The sequence below is a fragment of the Streptomyces violaceoruber genome, from assembly GCF_033406955.1.
Taxonomy (GTDB): Bacteria; Actinomycetota; Actinomycetes; order Streptomycetales; family Streptomycetaceae; genus Streptomyces; species Streptomyces violaceoruber.
In genome coordinates, this window is record NZ_CP137734.1 from 741,601 (window position 1) to 759,887 (window position 18,287).

The 18,287-nt window shown below is 72.1% G+C and carries 17 protein-coding genes and 1 pseudogene; 11 read left to right on the top strand and 7 right to left on the bottom strand.

What is annotated here, in order from left to right; translation table 11 throughout:
- Positions 1 to 14 precede the first annotated feature (14 nt).
- Positions 15 to 1,274 carry a 2-oxo acid dehydrogenase subunit E2 gene (locus R2E43_RS03540; RefSeq protein WP_332055901.1) on the top strand — a complete coding sequence of 420 codons (1,260 nt, stop codon included), beginning with the start codon at positions 15 to 17 and terminating at the stop codon, positions 1,272 to 1,274.
- Between the two features lie 90 nt (positions 1,275 to 1,364).
- On the opposite strand, the gene R2E43_RS03545 is transcribed toward R2E43_RS03540, so the two are convergent.
- The 4 genes from R2E43_RS03545 to R2E43_RS03560 form a co-directional block, all read right to left on the bottom strand.
- The gene (locus R2E43_RS03545; RefSeq protein ID WP_332055902.1) at positions 1,365 to 1,856 is read right to left on the bottom strand and encodes a GNAT family N-acetyltransferase; all 492 of its coding nucleotides are present in this window, start codon (positions 1,854 to 1,856) and stop codon (positions 1,365 to 1,367) included.
- Between the two features lie 105 nt (positions 1,857 to 1,961).
- On the bottom strand, positions 1,962 to 2,807 hold the full coding sequence (locus tag R2E43_RS03550; RefSeq protein WP_332055903.1) for an alpha/beta fold hydrolase: 846 nt from the start codon (positions 2,805 to 2,807) through the stop codon (positions 1,962 to 1,964).
- A 137-nt stretch (positions 2,808 to 2,944) separates the two neighbouring features.
- Positions 2,945 to 4,564, bottom strand: a complete 1,620-nt coding sequence (gene qcrB / locus R2E43_RS03555; RefSeq protein WP_193487032.1) for a cytochrome bc1 complex cytochrome b subunit — start codon at positions 4,562 to 4,564, stop codon at positions 2,945 to 2,947.
- A 337-nt stretch (positions 4,565 to 4,901) separates the two neighbouring features.
- On the bottom strand, positions 4,902 to 5,840 hold the full coding sequence (locus R2E43_RS03560) for a 2-hydroxyacid dehydrogenase (RefSeq protein ID WP_332055904.1): 939 nt from the start codon (positions 5,838 to 5,840) through the stop codon (positions 4,902 to 4,904).
- 179 nt (positions 5,841 to 6,019) lie between these two features.
- Between R2E43_RS03560 and R2E43_RS03565 the strand changes: the two genes are divergently transcribed.
- From R2E43_RS03565 to R2E43_RS03585, 5 genes are all read left to right on the top strand, one after another.
- Positions 6,020 to 6,784, top strand: coding sequence for a class I SAM-dependent methyltransferase (locus R2E43_RS03565; protein WP_030865767.1), 765 nt, complete (start codon positions 6,020 to 6,022; stop codon positions 6,782 to 6,784).
- 147 nt (positions 6,785 to 6,931) lie between these two features.
- Positions 6,932 to 8,194, top strand: coding sequence for an NAD(P)/FAD-dependent oxidoreductase (locus R2E43_RS03570; protein WP_003972026.1), 1,263 nt, complete (start codon positions 6,932 to 6,934; stop codon positions 8,192 to 8,194).
- Positions 8,191 to 8,934, top strand: coding sequence for a PIG-L deacetylase family protein (locus R2E43_RS03575; RefSeq protein WP_011031443.1), 744 nt, complete (start codon positions 8,191 to 8,193; stop codon positions 8,932 to 8,934). The genes R2E43_RS03570 and R2E43_RS03575 overlap by 4 nt, the downstream gene beginning before the upstream one ends.
- Positions 8,935 to 9,025: 91 nt before the next feature.
- Positions 9,026 to 10,126: an acyl-CoA synthetase family protein gene (locus tag R2E43_RS03580; protein ID WP_093457548.1), complete on the top strand. Its 1,101-nt coding sequence runs from the start codon at positions 9,026 to 9,028 to the stop codon at positions 10,124 to 10,126.
- On the top strand, positions 10,126 to 11,517 hold the full coding sequence (locus tag R2E43_RS03585) for an aldehyde dehydrogenase family protein (RefSeq protein ID WP_319706205.1): 1,392 nt from the start codon (positions 10,126 to 10,128) through the stop codon (positions 11,515 to 11,517). Before R2E43_RS03580 ends, R2E43_RS03585 begins: the two co-directional genes overlap by 1 nt.
- Positions 11,518 to 11,523: 6 nt before the next feature.
- Here the strand turns inward: R2E43_RS03585 and R2E43_RS03590 are convergent, their stop codons facing one another.
- Entirely contained in the window at positions 11,524 to 12,159 is a 636-nt protein-coding gene (locus R2E43_RS03590; protein ID WP_332055905.1) for a DUF5134 domain-containing protein, read from the bottom strand.
- Between the two features lie 230 nt (positions 12,160 to 12,389).
- Here R2E43_RS03590 and R2E43_RS03595 point away from each other — a divergent pair, with 230 nt between their 5' ends.
- Together R2E43_RS03595 and R2E43_RS03600 are read left to right on the top strand one after the other, a co-directional pair.
- Entirely contained in the window at positions 12,390 to 13,286 is an 897-nt protein-coding gene (locus R2E43_RS03595) for an RNA polymerase sigma-70 factor (RefSeq protein WP_003972031.1), read from the top strand.
- A gap of 122 nt (positions 13,287 to 13,408) precedes the next feature.
- On the top strand, positions 13,409 to 13,906 hold the full coding sequence (locus R2E43_RS03600) for an Ohr family peroxiredoxin (protein WP_003972032.1): 498 nt from the start codon (positions 13,409 to 13,411) through the stop codon (positions 13,904 to 13,906).
- Between the two features lie 105 nt (positions 13,907 to 14,011).
- Here the strand turns inward: R2E43_RS03600 and fdxA are convergent.
- Positions 14,012 to 14,323: pseudogene (gene fdxA, locus R2E43_RS03605) on the bottom strand (ferredoxin); the annotation flags it as partial.
- A 173-nt stretch (positions 14,324 to 14,496) separates the two neighbouring features.
- Here fdxA and R2E43_RS03610 point away from each other — a divergent pair.
- The 3 genes from R2E43_RS03610 to R2E43_RS03620 all read left to right on the top strand — a co-directional run bounded on the left by R2E43_RS03610 (position 14,497) and on the right by R2E43_RS03620 (position 17,833).
- On the top strand, positions 14,497 to 16,227 hold the full coding sequence (locus R2E43_RS03610) for an FAD-binding protein (RefSeq protein WP_319706202.1): 1,731 nt from the start codon (positions 14,497 to 14,499) through the stop codon (positions 16,225 to 16,227).
- Between the two features lie 154 nt (positions 16,228 to 16,381).
- Complete coding sequence (locus R2E43_RS03615) at positions 16,382 to 17,128, top strand: SDR family oxidoreductase (RefSeq protein WP_093457546.1); 747 nt, start codon at positions 16,382 to 16,384, stop codon at positions 17,126 to 17,128.
- A 108-nt stretch (positions 17,129 to 17,236) separates the two neighbouring features.
- Complete coding sequence (locus R2E43_RS03620; RefSeq protein WP_016327945.1) at positions 17,237 to 17,833, top strand: YceI family protein; 597 nt, start codon at positions 17,237 to 17,239, stop codon at positions 17,831 to 17,833.
- 122 nt (positions 17,834 to 17,955) lie between these two features.
- Here the strand turns inward: R2E43_RS03620 and R2E43_RS03625 are convergent, their stop codons facing one another.
- On the bottom strand, positions 17,956 to 18,222 hold the full coding sequence (locus R2E43_RS03625; protein WP_003972036.1) for a WhiB family transcriptional regulator: 267 nt from the start codon (positions 18,220 to 18,222) through the stop codon (positions 17,956 to 17,958).
- Positions 18,223 to 18,287: the final 65 nt, after the last annotated feature.

The following is an 18,287-nucleotide window of genomic DNA, read 5'->3' on the forward strand; positions in this document are numbered from 1 at the left end:
AGTTGAACGTCATCATGACCGTTTCCGTGACCCTGCCGGCTCTCGGCGAGTCCGTCACCGAGGGCACCGTGACCCGCTGGCTGAAGCAGGTCGGTGACCGCGTCGAGGCCGACGAGCCCTTGCTGGAGGTGTCGACCGACAAGGTGGACACCGAGATTCCCTCCCCTGCCGCGGGCGTCCTGCTGGAGATCCTCGCCGCCGAGGACGAGACCGTCGAGGTCGGTGCCGGCCTCGGCATCATCGGCGCACCGGACACGGCCCCGGCGGCCCCAGCGGCCCCGGCCGCACCGGCACCCGCACCCGCACCCACACCCACACCCACACCCACACCCACACCCACACCCACAGCATCGGCGCCGGCTCCCACTCCGGCTCCGGCTCCGGCTCCGGCTCCGGCTCCGGCTCCGGCCGAGCCTTTCGTGCCGCCTGCCGCGTCCGCCGTTCCGGCTCCCCCCGCGCCGGCGCCGGCACCCACGACTCCGCAGGCACCGGCGCCCGCGCCCGCGCCGGTGCGCGCCGCCCCGGCGGAGGACGCCTCCTCGCTCCGCGGCCGCACGGTCGCGATGACCCGTATCCGCCGGGCCATCGGCAACAACCTCAAGAAGGCGCTGTTGGAGCAGGCGCAGCTCACCTCGACGGTCGAGGCCGACGTCACCCGGCTCATGCGCCTGCGGAACCGGGCCAAGGACGGGTTCCTGGCCCGGGAGGGCCTCAAGCTCTCCCCCATGCCCTTCTTCGTCAAGGCAGCCGCCCAGGCGCTGAAGGCGCATCCGGTGGTCAACGCCCGGATCAACGAGGACGAGGGGACCATCACCTACTTCGACAGCGAGAACATCGGGATCGCGGTCGACACGGAGGCCGGTCTGATGACCCCGGTCGTCAAGGCGGCCGGTGACCTCACCGTCGCCGGGCTCGCCCGGGCCGTCCACGACCTCGCCGACCGGGCCCGCGGTGGTCACCTGACCCCGGACGACGTGTCGGGCGCGACCTTCACGATCTCCAACACCGGTTCGCGCGGCGCCCTGTTCGACACCGTCATCGTGCCGCCGAACCAGGCCGCGATCCTCGGCGTGGGCGCCACGGTCAGGAGGCCGGGGGTCGTGCGCGTCGGTGAAGAGGAGGTCATCGGCGTCCGGGACCTGGTGCACCTGTCGCTGTCGTACGACCACCGGCTGGTGGACGGCGCGGACGCGGCCCGCTACCTGACGGCGGTCAAGGCGCTCCTGGAGTCGGCGGCGTTCGAGGACGACCTGTACCCCGACGCCGCTGCGTGAACGAGGAAAGCCGGTGCGGGCGATGCCCGCACCGGCTTTTCCCTTGGCGGCGGAGGCCGCGGACGCGGTGTGTGAGGGTGCCCGCACGCGTCACTGACGGGATACGGACGCGTGGGCCGTCAAGTCGTGGACCAGGACCCGTGCGGTGACGGCGCCGCCCTCCTCCGTGCGCTGTACCGGAACGGGCGCGTGGCGCAGCATGGCGTCGATCCGCTCGTCGCCGGCCAGGAAGAGGCCGTAGAGCGTCGTCCAGCCGCCGGCCCGCGCGTGCTCGCCCAGGTGCTGGAGCAGGCGGGTCCCGAGTCCGCGGCCCTGCCAGGAGTCCTCGACCAGCAGCGCCGCCTCGGCGGCCGTGTGATCCGGCATCAGGTGGCCCACGGCGACGATGCGGCCGGTGGCGCCCAGGGCCGCCAGGTGTACCGATCCGGGGCGGGACAGCAGAGTGGGCACATACGTGCGGGGGTCGGCCATCGCCCGGTGGTAGCGGCTCCACAGGGTCTGCGGCGAGCAGCGGCGGTGCATCGCCACGGTGCGGGTGAGCTGGCCGGGGCCTATCGGGATGATCCGCGGTTCGCGGCGCATGAGTCCGTCCTTGGGCGGCCGGGAACCGGTGCGCGACACGCACACGGCGCGGGGTCGGGAAAGGGCCGGTGGCGAACCACCGGCCCTTCGATCACCGGTGCGCTCTCAGCGCACCGAACGGGCGGCGTCCTCGATGACGCCGGTGACCTTTCCCGGCTGCGAGACGCTGACCGCGTGGGACGACCGCACCTCCGTGGTGTGGGCACCGGCCCGCCGGGCCATGAACTCCTGGGCCGCAGCCGGGATGTTGCGGTCCTGGGTGGCGACCAGGACCCAGGAGGGAATGGTCTTCCAGGCCGGTTCGGCCGCTCCCTCGCCCAGGGCCGCCTCGGTGACCGGTCGTTGGGTGACGGTCATGAGGTCGGTCTTGTTGCGCGGCACGTCGGCCGCGAACTGCTGGCGGAACTTGTCGTTCTGGATGTAGAGGTCGGTGCCGGCGGAGCCGTCGGCGTTCATCACCGGCACGGGGCGCAGCGCATCGCCGAGGGTGCTGCCGGGGAACCGCCCGGACAGGTCGACCGCGCTCTCGCCCTTCGCCGGGAGGAAGGCGGCGAGGTACACCAGCGCCTTGACGTTCTTGTTGCCGGTGGCGGCGTTGCTGATGACCGAACCGCCGTAGGAGTGACCGGCGAGCACCACGGGGCCGTCGATTCCGGCCAGGACGTCCTTGAGGTAGGCGGAGTCGCCGCTCAGGGAGCGCAGCGGGTTGGCGACGGCGACGACCGGGTAGCCGTCGTGCCGGAGCTTGTCGATGACGCCGTTCCAGCTCGTGGAGTCGGCGAACGCACCGTGGACCAGGACGACGGTGGGTTTGTCGCCGCGGTCGGCGGGGCCGCCCTTGTCGGCGGAGGCCGGGGCGATCGTGGTGGCGAGCAGGCCGGCGGCGACACCGGCGCCGGCCAGGACGGTCATCGTCGTGTGGGTCCGGCTTGTGCGGGAGGTGCGGTTCATGTCGCATGCCTTTCGGGCGGGATCGTGATCGGTGTGTGCGGCACGTTGTGTCGCGTTTTCACCTTTGAGACCGGAGACCCACCACATGCGTGACATGGTGTGAAAATGGTCTCCGCCCGTGTGCGTCGCCTCTCGGTTCAGGACCCGTGCCGACCGGTGATCTCTTCGTGCTCGGTCGCCGTGGGCTTGGGAATCTGCGTGCCGGGGCCGTAGAGGAAGCCGCTGAGCCCGGTGCGCAGGCGCTGTGTGCCGCGGACCACGGCGCCGTCCCCGTCGCGCGGGGGTACGGCGTCCAGGGGCCGGTGCTGCTCGTGCGAGGTCAGCGTGTGCAGTCGGGCCGGGTCGAGGGGCTCGTGGACCTCGACGTACTCGCCGTGCGGCAGGCGTTTGATGACGCCGGTCTCGCGGCCGTGCAGCACCAGGTCGCGGTCCTTGCGCTGCAGTGCCAGCGCCACGCGCTTGGTGACGACGAAGGCCAGGACCGGGACGACGAAGAGGCCGACGCGGACGGCCCAGGTCACGTCGTTGACGGACATGTGCAGGCGGGTGGCGATGATGTCGTTGGCGGCACCGATCAGGGCCACCGCGTAGACGCTGAGCCAGGCCACGCCGAGGGCGGTGCGTACCGGGCGGTTGCGGGGACGGTCCAGCAGGTGGTGCTCGCTGTCGTCGTCCGTCACCCAGGCTTCCAGGAACGGATAGGCCCCCATGGCCAGGAAGAGCAGCGTCCCGGCCAGCAGCGGCAGCAGGTTGTCCAGCGCCAGGGTGTGGCCCCAGAAGTCCATCTCCCAGCCGGGCATGACGCGCAGCAGTCCGTCGGCGACGCCCATGTACCAGTCGGGCTGTGACCCGGCGGAGACCTGGTCGGGACGGAAGGGGCCGTAGTCCCAGACGGGGTTGATCTCGGCGACGGCGGCCATGAAGAAGATCACGCCGGCCACGAAGAAGAAGTAGCCCGCGGCCTTCACGGCGTACACCTTGGCCGGAAGACCGACGACGTTGTCGCGGGTACGGCCGGGTCCGGGGTACTGCGCGGGCCGGTGGCGCAGGGCCAGGACCGCGTAGCCGGCGATGAGGACGACCATGAGCACGGGGATGACCAGGACGTGCAGGGTGTTGAAGCGGGCGATCAGGTCGTCGCCGGGGAACTCACCGCCGAAGAGGAAGAACGACAGATAGGTCCCGACGACGGGGATCGACAGGATCGTGCCGTTCACGACCTGGAGGCCGGTGCCGGACAGCAGGTCGCCCGGCAGGTCGTAGCCGGTCAGACCCCCGAACATCGCCAGGACGAGCAGTCCGAACCCCAGCACCCAGTTCAGCTCCCGCGGCTTGCGGAACGCGCCGGTGAAGAAGACCCGCAGCATGTGGGCGAGGAGGGCGGCGACGAAGACCAGGGCCGCCCAGTGGTGGGCCTGGCGGACGAGCAGGCCGCCGCGTACGTCGAAGGAGATGTGCAGGGTCGAGTCGAAGGCCTCGGACACCAACTGCCCGCGCAAGGGGGCGTAGTCGCCCTGGTAGACCACGAGTTCGGAGGAAGGGTGGAAGTAGAGGCTCAGATAGACACCGGTGATCAGCAGGATCACGAAACTGTAGAGCGCGATCTCACCGAGCATCAACGACCAGTGGTCGGGGAAGACCAGGCGCCGGACGGAGCGCGCGACGGGGCGGCGGCCCAGCCGGCTGTCCGCCCATCGGGCGAGCCTGTCCCCCGTGCGCTCCTGCTCCGGCTCCACCGGCCGGCTGTCGTGGCCCATCTCTTCACCCTTCGTTTCTGCGTCACCCGCGGCTCACCGGCGCCGCGGTGGCGGGCTCCGCCGTGGATCCGCGGCACTGGCCCGGCGCGAGGACCTCCGACCGCCGCGCGGCCGTGGTGGGGGGTGGGGGGACGCCCCCGCGGATCGCCCGCCGGGAAGACCGTCGGCACCCGTATGGCCGACGAATCCGACTCGTCCGACGCTGTGCTGTTCGGCATGATTCGTGTACCGCTGTCGTCACCATGACCGGCGAGCCGGTGCGGGTGTGACATGCGCGGTGCCCCCGGGCAGGCCGGCGGTGGACGGCCCCGGCGTGGCTCCCGACCGGGCCCGGGCGTCAGCGGGACACGATGTTCTCCAGCTCCTCACCTGCGGCGAAACGGCTCAGCTGGTGCCGGATGAGCTGTTCGAGGCGGGGCCAGAGGGACGACGTGAACGCGCCGACGTGCGGCGTGATCAGCACGCCGGGTGTCTCCCGCAGCGGATGCCCCGGCGGGAGCGGCTCGGGGTCGGTCACGTCGAGCGCGGCCCGCAGCCGGCCCTCGTGGGTCTCCTTGAGCAGCGCGTCGGTGTCGACGACGGCCCCGCGTGCCACGTTGACGAGCAGGGCGCCGTCCTTCATGCGGGCCAGCATGCCCGCGTCGAAGAGCTGACGGGTCTGCGGGGTCAGCGGGGTGGACAGCACGACGACATCGGCGTCGCTCACGAGCCGGGGCAGGTGTGCGGCGGAGCGGACGGGGCCCCGGGGCGCGTCCCGGTCCGCGCCGGCGACACGGGTCACCGCGCATCCGAAGGGCACCAGGAGCTCCTCCAGCGCGGAGCCGACGGCGCCGTAGCCGACAACGAGCACGGACCGCCCGTACAGGGACGGGAAGACCTCCGGTCTCCACGCGCCGCCGTCCTGGGCGCGGACCGACTCCGGTATGCCGCGCAGCGAGGCGAGGATCAGGGTCAGGGCCAGTTCGGCGGTGCTCGGTGCGGGGGCCGCGCCCGCGTTGCACAGGGTCACCGGGCGAGGCAGCCGGTCCAGCTCCGCGCGCAGTTCGTCCGTGCCGGAACTCAGGGCCTGCACCGCACGCAGCCGTGTCATGCGGGGCAGGGGACTGCCGATGACATCGATGTCCTTGGTCAGCGGCGGGGCGTAGAACTCCACCTCCGCCGGGTCCGACGGGAAGGCCGAACGGCCGTCCCAGCGGACGTACTCCAGTCCCGGCGGCAGGTCGGTGAGTTCGGCGAACTGGGCGGGCAGCCATACCTGCGGGGTTCTCACGGTCATGACGGCGTGTTCTGCTTTCCCTCCGGGTTCCGCGAGTCGGAACCAGACAACTGACTGCGTGTGCCACGCACTTGTGACAGCCCGCCTCCGTGACGGGCCTCACCTCGGACCCGCTCGGGACCTGCCCCTCGCGGGGCAGTCGCTGTCACAGGCCCGGCTCACACGTTGTCTAGCTGGACATGCACCCCGTCATCACCGGAGCACCGGTGTCCCGGCCGGACCAGGACTCCTACGCCGTGACCGCCGAGTTCTACGACATCCTTCAGGCCGACCGGGACGCGGCACGCGTCCGCGACCTCTACGGCCGGCATGTCGCGCGGGCCCGTCTCGGTGTGCTGGACATCGGTGCCGGGACCGGCCGGGTCACGCTGATGAGCCTGGCCGAGTCCGCGGCCGACGTGCACGCGGTGGAGCCGGCCCGCGCCATGCGCACGTCCCTGCTCACCCGCCTCGCCACCCTGCCCGCGCGTCAGCGCGAGCGGGTGACCGTGCACCCGTACGCCCTGGACGAGGCGGCGCTGTACGCGGCCGCGGACGTGGCCGTGTGCCACAACACGGTCGCCTGTCTCCCCCCGGCCGCGCGGGACGCGCTGTGGCCCGCGATCCACACGGCCCTGGCCCCCGGGGGCACGCTCCTCCTGGAACCGCCGCCCGCGCTGCTGCCCCCGCGCGACGTCGTGCGCCGCCTGCCGGAGCAGCGGGTGGGCGCACACGTGTACGGCGGACGCATGACGATGTCCGCGGCGGGATACCGCATCCGCACCCGTGTCGACTACTGGGTGCGCAGCGGACGACATGTGCTGCGGGAGCACACGGAGTCCTTCTGGATGTGGCCCGCCTCGCGCACGCGGCTCATCGACGACCTGGCACGGCACGGCTTCGTCCCGACGCCGGGGCACGGCGATCCGCGTGTTCTGGCCGTGACGCGGCCGGCCCGCCGGTGAACCGGCGGGCGGGGCGGGCGGCGAACTCCCGGAGCACGGGGCCGGGTAGGCCCGTGCCACGGTGTCACAACGCGTGTCGTCGCCCGGTCTGAAGGATGACCGGACCACTCGGTCCGTGTGCGCCTCACAGACTGGAACGGGAATCTCATGCCGCGTGCGAAGACGTTCGTGATCGTCGGGGGCGGCCTGGCCGCCGGCAAGGCCGCGGAGGAACTGCGCGAGCACGGCCACGACGGGCCGCTTCTCGTGATCGGGGACGAGCGGGAACGACCGTACATCCGGCCGCCGCTGTCCAAGGGGTACCTGCTGGGCAAGGAGGACCGCGAGTCCATCCACGTGCACCCCGAGAGCTGGTACCGGGAGCACGACGTCGATCTGCTCCTCGGCACGAGCGTGACGTCCGTCGACGCGCGTGGCCGGGCGGTGACGCTGGACGACGGCCGTCGCGTGCCCTACGCCGGTCTGCTGCTGGCCACCGGTTCCTCGCCGCGCCGCCTGTCGGTGCCGGGCGCGGACCTGGAGGGCGTGCTGTACCTGCGGCGCGTGGGCGACAGCGAGCGCCTCAAGGAGGCGTTCACCGAAGGCGCCCGGATCGTGGTGGTCGGCGGCGGCTGGATCGGGCTGGAGACGGCGGCGGCGGCCCGGGCGGCCGGCGCGGAGGTGACCGTGCTGGAGCGCGGTGAGCTGCCCCTGCTGAAGGTCCTGGGCCGGGAGGCGGCCGAGGTCTTCGCCGGTCTGCACCGGGACCACGGTGTGGACCTGCGTCCCCATGCCCGGATCGAGGCCGTCACCGGCACCGGGGGCCGCGTCGACGGGGTCCGGCTCGCCGACGGCACCCACCTGCCCGCGGACGCCGTGGTCGTGGGGGTGGGCATCACGCCCAACGTCCGCCTGGCCGAGGAGGCGGGCCTCGACGTGCGCAACGGCATCGTGACGGACGCCCGTCTGCGGACCTCCGCCGCCGGGGTCCACGCCGCCGGTGACGTCGCCAACGCCTACCACCCCCGGCTCGGCCGGCACCTGCGCGTGGAGCACTGGGCCAACGCGCTGCACCAGCCCCGTACCGCCGCGCTGAGCATGCTCGGCCAGGACGCGGTGTACGACCGGCTGCCGTACTTCTACACCGACCAGTACGACCTCGGCATGGAGTACACCGGGTACGCCGAACCGGGCGGCTACGACCGCGTCGTCTTCCGCGGGTCGCGCGAGGAGCGGCGGTTCCTGGCGTTCTGGATGTCCGGCGACCGGGTGCTGGCGGGGATGAGCGTCAACCTGTGGGACGTGATCGGGACGATCCGCGCCCTGATCGAGTCGGGCGCGGAGACGGACGACGCCGCCCTGGCCGACCCCTCGGTCCCGCTGGAGAGCCTGCTTCCCCCGCACGCGCGGCCGACGGGAGACCAGGCGTGACCGACAGCGCTCCCGCGCCGCTGCGCTCGATGCCGGACGACTGGCGGCGGGCCCTGGCCGTGGTGGCCCACCCCGACGACCTCGAGTACGGGTGCTCGGCGGCCGTGGCCTCCTGGGTCGCCGACGGCAAGGACGTCGCGTACCTGCTCGCCACCCGCGGTGAGGCCGGCATCGACACCCTGGATCCCGGACGGGCCGGCCCCCTGCGGGAGGCGGAACAGCGGGCCGCCGCCGCGGCGGTCGGCGTCCGCGCGGTGGAGTTCCTGGACCACCGGGACGGTGTGATCGAGTACGGCGCCTCCCTGCGCCGCGACATCGCCGCCGCCGTACGGCGTCACCGGCCCGAGCTGGTGATCACACTGAACCACCGGGACACCTGGGCCGCCGGGGCCTGGAACACCCCGGACCACGTGGCGGTGGGGCGCGCCGTGCTGGACGCGGCGGCGGACGCGGGCAACCGCTGGATCTTCCCGGAACTGGCCGAACAGGGGCTGGTGCCCTGGAACGGTGTCCGCTGGGTGGCCGTCGCCAACTCACCGACGCCGTCCCACGCCGTGTCCGCCGAGCCGGGCTTCGAACAGGGCGTCCGGTCCCTGCTGCGGCACCGGACCTACCTCGAAGCCCTGACCGCGGAGGACCCCGAGACGTACGCGCGCCGCTTCCTGGGCGAGAGCACCGGCGTCCACCGCGCACGGTTCGACGGCGCTCCCGCCGTCGCCTTCGAACTGTTCAGCCGATGACCGGGCGCCCACGGGCCCCCTACGCCTCTCGCCGCCGTCGCGACTCCCCCCATCCGCACGGGCCGGTGCCCGTGTCGAGGAAGGACCCCTCATGATGTACGACTCCCCCGCCGTCCTGGACGCCGGACCGTCCGACGGCGTGGATCCGGACGAGTTCGTGCGCGCCGCCGTGCGCTGGCACTTCGACCCGGAGACCGGCTCCCGCTACTGGCTGGACCGGGCCGAACGGCTCGCCTTCGATCCGCGGCGGGACGTCAAGGGCGTGGACGATCTGGCGCTCTTCCCCGACCTGAGCGACGAACTGCGGCAGGTCCCGGTGGCGGACCTGATCCCCCGGGGTTACGGCGGCGGCGCCCGGCTGCTCAACGTCTTCGACAGCGGCGGGACGACCGGGGCGCCCAAGCGGGTCGTCCAGCTCGACGACTGGATGCGGCACAGCACGGCACAGGTCGACAGGCGGCTGCGGGAGCACGGGCTGCCCGTCGGTGCCCAGTGGCTGACCGTGGCGCCGACCGGTCCGCATCTGGTGGGGGACGTGCTGCAACGGGCGGCGGCCTCGCTCGGCGGCCCGGGACTGAGCATCGACATGGACCCCCGGTGGGTGCGGAAGCTGATCGCCACCGGCCGCGGCGACGAGGTCGAGTCCTACACCGACCACCTCGTCGAACAGTGCCGGCGGATCCTGCTGACCCAGGACATCGGTGTGCTGGCCGCCACCACCCCCCTGCTGGAGCGCTTCGCCCGCGAGGAGGACCTCCTGGAACGGATCAACGGTTCGGTCCGGGCCATCGTCTGGGGCGGCACCCACATGGACCCCGACACCCGTCATCTGCTGGCCACCGAGGTCTTCCCCGAGGTGCCGCTGATCGGCATGTACGGCAACACCATGATGCTCACCGCGCTGCTCGAACGCGCCGGTCTCGACGCCTCGCAGCCCTGCGTCTTCGACCCGGTGTCGCCGTACGTGTTCCTGTCGGTCGTCGACCCCGCCACCGGGGAACCCGTCGCGGTCGGCGAGCGCGGCCAGGTGATCGTCAGCCACGTCAGCAAGTCGATGCTCATCCCCCACAACGCCGAGCGCGACACGGCCGTGCGCGTCCGGCCCGCCGGCGCTCACGCGGGCGACGCCGTGGCGGACGTGGCGCCGGTGCCCACGGTGAAGGGCGAGACCGTGATCGAGGGCGTGTACTGATGGCCCCCGCCGATGTCGCCGAGCCGGTGTATCTGGACGCCCTCGGCCCCCGCGGTCCCTACCGCACCCGTGTCCCGGACACCGTGACGGATGTGTCCGGTGCCGAGGTGGCGCGGCTGAGCCTGGTGCCGCCGGTGTACGTCGACCGGGCGCTGGCCGCATTGCGCAAGGCCGGGCCGGTCCCGGCGGACGGCCTGGACGCGCTGCTGGCAGCGGCCGCCGAGGAGTTCGCCACCGGCACCGTCGGCGGGCTGGGCGTGCGCGAGTACGAGTACCTGGTCAGCCGGACCTCCGGTACCCCGCTGACCGTGGTGCGCGACGCGACCCGCGGCACGGCGAGGTTCGTCGCCCGCGCCCGGGCCTCCGCCGAGCAGGGCAGGCCGCGCGGCACGGTCCGGGAGCGCCCGGACCCCTCTCTCGGGGCCGGGCACGCGGTGTGGGCCCGCCGGGACGAGGTGTTCGCCGTCAACGCCTCCGGCAATCACCCGGGGGTCCACCGGCTGTGGCTGGAGGCGCTGGCCCTCGGCTACCGCGTGGCCGTGCGGCCGTCGCGGCGCGAGCCGTTCACCCCGCACCGCCTGGTCGGCGCGCTGCACCGGGCGGGCGTCGGCCAGGACCGGCTGGCGCTGCTGCCCACGGACCACCGGACCGCGCGGACGCTGATCCGCGGCGCCGACCGCGCGGTGGTGTACGGCGGTGACGACGTCGTCGCCGAATACGCCCACGACGCCCGTGTGCTGCCCCAGGGGCCCGGCCGGACGAAGATCCTCGTCACGGCGGACACGGACTGGCGGGAGCACCTGGACACGATCGTCGCCTCCGTCGCCGACGAGGCCGGCACCGCGTGCGTCAACGCCACCGCCGTCCTCGTCGAGGGCGACCCGGCACCGCTCGCGGAGGCCCTCGCGGCGCGCCTGTCCCGACTGCCCGGTCTGCCGCCCCAGGACACCCGGGCGGTTCTCCCGGTGTGCCCGCTGGACCGGGCCCTGGCCGTCGACTCCTATCTGAGGTCGGTGGCGGCGGGGACCCGCCCCTGGCTCGGCGGTGACGGCGTCGTCGACGACCTCGGGGACGGGAGCGCCGTCCTGCGGCCGGCCGTCCACCAGGTCGCCGACGCAGGCGCCCCGCAGCTGGGGACCGAACTCCCCTTCCCCTGCGTGTGGGTGGCGCCCTGGAGCCGCACGGACGGAATCGCCCCGCTGCGCGGGACACTCGTGCTCTCGGTCCTCTCCCGTGACCGTGCGCTGCTCGACACGCTGGTGGCGGAACCCTCCATCGCCAACGTGTACGCCGGTGACCACCCGACGTACTGGATGGCTCCGGGAGTGCCCCACGACGGCTATCTGTCGGACTTCCTGATGCGCGGCAAGGCCGTGGTCGGGATCGAGTGACGGCGGTCAGTGGGGCAGCAGCAGCATCACGGCCGTCCCCAGCGCCATCGCGCCGTCGCGCACGTGCCCGTACGGGTTCGCGGCGGCGGCGCGGTGCGCGTGGTCCGCGGCGGTCCGCAGGGCGGGCATGGGGCGCGTCAACGACCGCAGGGCGCAGCCGAGGAGATACACCGTCAGCACGACGGTGACCAGGGTCGCCGTCGTCGAGGCGTCGGCGGCATGGCCGTGGGCCGCGGTGTGGTGCGCGGCCGGGACGCCCGCGGCGGCCACGGTCTCCCGGGCGGCGGCGGAGACCGGGACGGCGCCGGACGGGGGCCGCGACATCCAGGCCATCGCCGCCATGCCGACGGCGGGCGTCAGCCGGCCGGTGAACACCGCCGCGGTACGGGCGGTCAGCAGGAACCACAGCGCGGCGGCGGCGAAGAACACCGTGGCGGCCCGGCCGGACAGGGGCGGGCCGGGACTCCAGGGCATCGCCGCCATGGCCGCCGCCATGGCGCAGTGCAGGACGAGGTCCACGCGGTCACGGCGGCCCGCACCCGGTGACCGGACAGCGTGCCACAGCATGTGCAGGGCCACTGCGGCGAACAACAGCGTCAGCATGCCGTGCACGGCATCGAGAGCCGGCGTCCTGTCCGACACGGTGTGCCCCTTCCGGTCCCTGGCGGTTCGCTGTCCTGACCGGGTGCGCGATCGATCCGTGACAGGCACGGCCGCGAGGGCCGGGCGCCGACGACCGTGCGTGTCCGACGGTGACCCGTTGCCACCGTGTGCCACCTGTGGGATCCATGCGCGGGCGTGCGCCCCTCCGCCGACGCGCCCCTCCACGCCCGCTTGTAGCATGGGGTGCACGAAGCCAGAAGGGATGTTCCATGCACGCTGGCGCCCCACCCGGCACCCTTGACCAGGCGACGAAGGACTTCCTCTCGGCGCGCCCGCAGCTCTTCGGTATCGCGTACCGGGTCCTGGGCAGTGCGGCGGAGGCCGAGGACATCGTGCAGGAGACCTGGCTGCGGTGGCAGAGCACCGACCGTTCGAAGGTGCATGAACCGACCGCCTTCCTGACCACCGTCGCCACGAGGCTGGCGATCAACGTGGCCCAGTCCGCGCGGGTGCGCCGGGAGTCCTACGTCGGACCGTGGCTTCCCGAGCCCGTCGACACCACGCAGGATCCGCACCTGGGCGCCGAGCGGGCCGAGGCCTTGGAGATGGCGGTCCTGCTGCTCCTGGAGAAGCTGAACCCCGTGGAGCGCACCGCCTACGTGCTCCGGGAGGCGTTCGACTACCCCTACGGGCGGATCGCCGAGATCCTGGAGACCAGTGAGGCCAACACCCGCCAACTGGTGAGCCGGGGCCGCAAGCACCTGGCCGCCGAACGCAAGGAGGCCGTTACCCCGACGGCCCATCGGCGGCTGCTGGAGGTCTTCCTCTCCGCGGCGCGGACGGGCGACCTGTCGGGCCTGGAGGACGTGCTCACCGCCGACGTCGTCAGTTACACGGACGGCAACGGGATCCGCGGCGCGTCCAGGATCCCGGTCATCGGGCTGCCGCACGTCTCGCGCTACCTCGTGGCCTTCGCTCCGCGCTTCTGGCCGCAGTCGCAGGTCCGGTGGGTCGAGGCGAACGGACGGCCGGCCGTCCTGGTCCTCTCCGGCGAGGAGGCCGTCGCCCTGCTGACCGCCGACATCTCGGCGGACGGCATCGACCGGCTCATGTGGGTGATGAACCCGGCCAAACTGGCGCCCTACGTGGCTTCCCTGCGGGACTGACCTGCGGTCGGGGGGCCTCGGCCGCCGACGGGCAGGCGTCACAACAACGGTCGCTCGCCGGTCATCCAGTCGTCCCGGACGTCTGCCGGGACCGCGTACCACGACGACACCGGAGCCATGCCGTGACCGAGCGGATCAAGTTGCCCACCCTGTCGACCGAGAAGGATTTCGACGGGGAGGAGTTCTCGCCCATCTACACCACCACGGTGACCGTCCACGGTGGTGCGGCCTCGCACGGGCGGGCCTCCGGCCACGCACGCTCGGCCGACGGGGCCTTGGACCTCGATCTGCGGATGCCGGCCGAGCTGGGCGGTGACGGTCGGGGAACCAACCCCGAGCAGCTCTTCGCGGCCGGTTTCGCCGCCTGCTTCCACGGCGCGCTCAGCCTGCTGGCCCGCCAGGAGGCGCTGGACCCCGCGGCGATCTCCGTCGTGGCGACCGTCGCCTTCGGCCGGGACCCGGAGGACGGCGGCTATCTGCTGCGCGTCGATCTGGTGGTGCGGTGGCCCGGTGTCGATCCCGCGACGGCCGACGAGCTGATCGGGAAGGCCGACGCGTTGTGCCCCTACGCGCGCATGGCGTGGAGAGGGACGCCCACGACCATCACACTCGCCTCCTGACCGGGCACGCTCGGTGGCGGCGGCCGGTCAGGAGGGGAACCACAGATCCGCGTCGGCCGCTTCCTCCTTGCGGACGGTGAAGAAGGAGATCTCCTTCTTGTGCGGCCCGCTCTGCGGGGGCAGTGCCTCGACCGCCGGGTGGTCGCCGACCGCGTCACGCCGTGCGCGCGACGGGGAAGCCACCTCGTCGAAGTACTCCGCGTTGACGTCGAGGTAGTGCGCCCAGTGCCGCGGCAGATCGTCCTCGTGGAAGATCGCCTCGACGGGGCAGACGGGCTCGCACGCATGGCAGTCGACGCACTCCGCCGGGTTGATGTAGAGCGTGCGCGCGCCCTCGTAGATGCAGTCCACGGGGCATTCGGTGACACACGCCCGGTCCTTGATGTCGACGCAGGGCTGTGCGATGACGTACGTCATCCGTCTTCTCCTCTTCGGCCGTCGGACATCCCCGGCGCCTTGCCGCACGGTCGTCAGGTTCGTCCAGATGACCGGGGACCCCGGCACGGTGTGACACGCGCGCGCCGCCGATGTCACAAACCGCCGCCCGACGCGGTCCTAGTCAGTGACCACCCAGAGCGACGGGAGCAAGCGTGCCTCTCACCGAACAACGTCTTTCCACCACGGTGCTGGTGATCGGTACCGGCGGTTCCGGCCTGCGGGCGGCGATCGAGCTGGCCGAGGCCGGCGTCGACGTCATCGCCGTCGGCAAGCGTCCCAAGGAGGACACCCACACGTCCCTGGCGGCCGGCGGCATCAACGCGGCCCTGGCCACGATGGACCCCGAGGACTCCTGGCAGCAGCACGCCGCGGACACCCTCAAGGAGAGCTATCTGCTCGGCGACCCCCGTACGGCGGAGATCGTCACCCAGGGCGCGGCCCTGGGCATCGACGACCTGGAGCGATACGGCATGGCCTTCGCCCGTGAAGGGGACGGCCGGATCTCGCAGCGCTTCTTCGGCGCCCACAAGTTCCGCCGTACCGCCTTCGCCGGCGACTACACCGGCCTGGAGATCCAGCGCACCCTGATCCGGCGCGCGGTCCAGCTGGACATCCCGGTACTCGACAGCGTCTACATCACGCGTCTGCTGGTCCACGACGGTGCCGTCTTCGGGGCCTACGGCTTCGACCTGACCAACGGCACCCGCCACCTCGTCCACGCGGACGCCGTGATCCTCGCGGCCGGCGGGCACACGCGCATCTGGCGGCGCACCTCGTCACGCCGGGACGAGAACACCGGCGACTCCTTCCGCCTGGCCGTCGAGGCCGGCGCCCGCCTGCGCGACCCCGAGCTGGTGCAGTTCCACCCGTCCGGCATCATCGAACCGGAGAACGCCGCGGGCACCCTGGTCAGCGAGGCCGCCCGCGGTGAGGGCGGCATCCTGCGCAACGCCCTCGGCGAGCGGTACATGAACCGCTACGACCCCGAGCGCATGGAACTGTCCACGCGCGACCGGGTGGCCCTCGCCTCGTACACCGAGATCAAGGAGGGCCGGGGCACCGCGAACGGCGGGGTCTGGCTCGACGTCTCCCACCTGCCCCGCCAGACGATCATGAACCGGCTGCCCCGGGTCTACCAGACGCTCCTCGACCTGCAGATGCTCGACATCACCCGTGAACCCATCGAGGTGGCCCCGACGGCCCACTACTCGATGGGCGGCGTCTGGGTCCGTCCCGAGGACCACAGCACCGACGTCCGCGGTCTGTACGCCATCGGCGAGGCCGCCAGCGGTCTGCACGGCGCCAACCGCCTCGGCGGCAACAGCCTGATCGAACTCCTCGTCTACGGCCGTATCACCGGCCGGGCCGCGGCGGCCTACTCGGAGTCCCTCACCGCGCAGCCCCGGTCCGCGACCGCCGTGGCCGAGGCACGCGCCGAGGTCGACGAGCTGCTGGCCGCGGACGGCCCCGAGAACGTGCGGGCGCTCCAGCGCGCGATCCGCAACACCATGACCGAGCACGCCGGCGTCGTCCGGGACGAAGAGGGCCTGCGCGCCGGCCTGGCGGAGCTGGACACCGTCGAGAAGCGCATGCGGAACGTCGGCGTCCATCCCGACATCGCCGGCTTCCAGGACCTCGCCCACGCCTTCGACCTCAAGTCGGCCGCCCTGGCGGCCCGCGCCACCCTCGAAGCGGCTCTGGAACGCCGGGAGACCCGTGGTTGCCACAACCGCAGCGACTTCCCCGACATGGACCCCGCTTTCCGCGTCAACCTGGTCTGGTCGCCGACGACCGGAATCACCCACGAGCGCATTCCCGATGTCCCGGACGAGATCGCGTCCCTCATGTCGGACGTGTCCACCGACGGAAAGCTCGTCGAGTAACAGGCTTCCGATCACCGGAAAGCCAGAACACCTGAACTCCGGCAGCGCCAGAAACGCCAGAACACCGATGAATCGGTTCGCCTTGTCACAGAGCGGGTGAGCATTCGGTCTTGTCTGGTGCAGGCGAAAACGCACATCTCGAAAGGATATTCACATGAAGATCGTAGTCATCGGCGGTACCGGACTGATCGGTTCCAAGCTGGTCGCCAAGCTCAACGAGCACGGTCACGAGGCGGTGCCGGCCGCTCCCAACACCGGTGTCAACACGCTCACGGGCGAGGGCCTGGCCGAGGTCCTGACCGGCGCCTCCGTCGTGATCGACGTCTCCAACTCGCCCTCCTTCGAGGACGACGCCGTCATGGAGTTCTTCCGCACCGCCACCACCAACCTCCTCAAGGCGGAGGCGAACGCCGGTGTGACCCACCACGTGGCGCTCTCCGTGGTCGGCACCGAGCGGCTCCAGGACAGCGGCTACTTCCGCGCCAAGCAGGCGCAGGAGGGTCTGATCAAGGACTCGGGCATCCCGTACTCGATCGTGCACGCCACGCAGTTCTTCGAGTTCATGAAGGGCATCGCCGAGGCGGCGACCGACGGTGACACCGTCCGGCTGGCCCCGGTCAAGATCCAGCCCGTCTTCTCCGACGACGTGGCCGCCGCCGTCGGCCGTACCGCGGTCGGCACCCCGGTGGGCGGGGTGGTGGAGGTCGCCGGCCCCGAGGAGTTCCAGCTCGACGAGCTGATCCGCAAGGGGCTGGCCGCCAAGAAGGACCCGCGCCAGGTCGTGACCGACGTGCACGCACCGTACTTCGGCGCGGAGCTGCAGGAGACCACGCTGCTCCCCGGCCCGGACGCGCACATCGCCGAGACCCGGTTCGCCGACTGGCTCGCGCAGCAGCGCTGAGTCGTCGGGTGCGGGTCCCTGAGCGGGGCCCGCACCCACCACAGGGGGCCTGTCGTCCGCACCGCGGCTCGGCAGGCCCCTCTCGTCACAGAAAGCCGACCCACCATCATGATCCAACGCGACAACGCCACTCCCCCGGTCCTCGGGGCGCACCCGGCCGTGACCGGTGCCTACACCATCGACCCGGTCCACAGCACGATCGGCTTCTCCGTCCGGCACGCCATGATCACCAATGTGCGCGGCCGGTTCGACCGGTTCGAAGGCCTGCTCGTACTGGACGGCGCCGACCCGACCCGTTCCAAGGCGTACGTGAGTGTCCAGACCGACAGCATGGACACGGGCGCGGCGGACCGCGACGCCCACCTCGCGGGGCCCGACTTCTTCGACTCCGCGACGTTTCCCCTGATGACCTTCCACTCCGCCGGCATCATCCCGCTCGGCGACGACGAGTTCCGCCTCACGGGCAGCCTGCGCATCAAGGACATCGAACTGCCCCTGGACATCGACGTCGTCTTCGGCGGGGCCGGTGACGACGCCTTCGGCAACCACCGAGTCGGCTTCGCGGGCTCCGCCACCCTGCGGCGTTCGGACTGGGGGCTGGCCTGGAACACACCGCTCGACACGGGGGGTGTGCTCATCAGCGACAAGGTGACGCTGACCCTGGACATCTCGGCCATACGGACGGAGCAGGAGGCGGCGGCCTGACGGACACCGATGCGGGTGGGCGGTGGTGGCTCCGGCTGTGGAGCATCCCCGCCCACCCGCATCGGTCTCCGGCCGACGCACCGCATCGGTCTCCGGCCTGCGTCCGCGCGTCGTCCGGCCGCTCAGGCGGCGCTCTCCGTCGCGCGCGACGCGCGCACCGCGCGCCGTCGCAGGGCGCGGCGCTCCCCTTCCGTGGTGCCTCCCCAGATCCCCTCGACCGGCCCGACATCGACGGCCCAGGCCAGGCACTGCCGGGTGACGGGGCAATGACGGCAGACCGCTTTCGCCTCGTCCGTCTGTATCGCCGCCGGCCCACTGTTGAGACCGCCGATCGGGAAGAAGAGATCCGGGTCCTCGGTCAGGCAGAGGCCCCTTACACGCCAGTCCATGAATTGTCTCCTGTATGAGAAACGGATACCGGTTCGGGGGGTGGCTCGTCGAACAAGGTATTGCG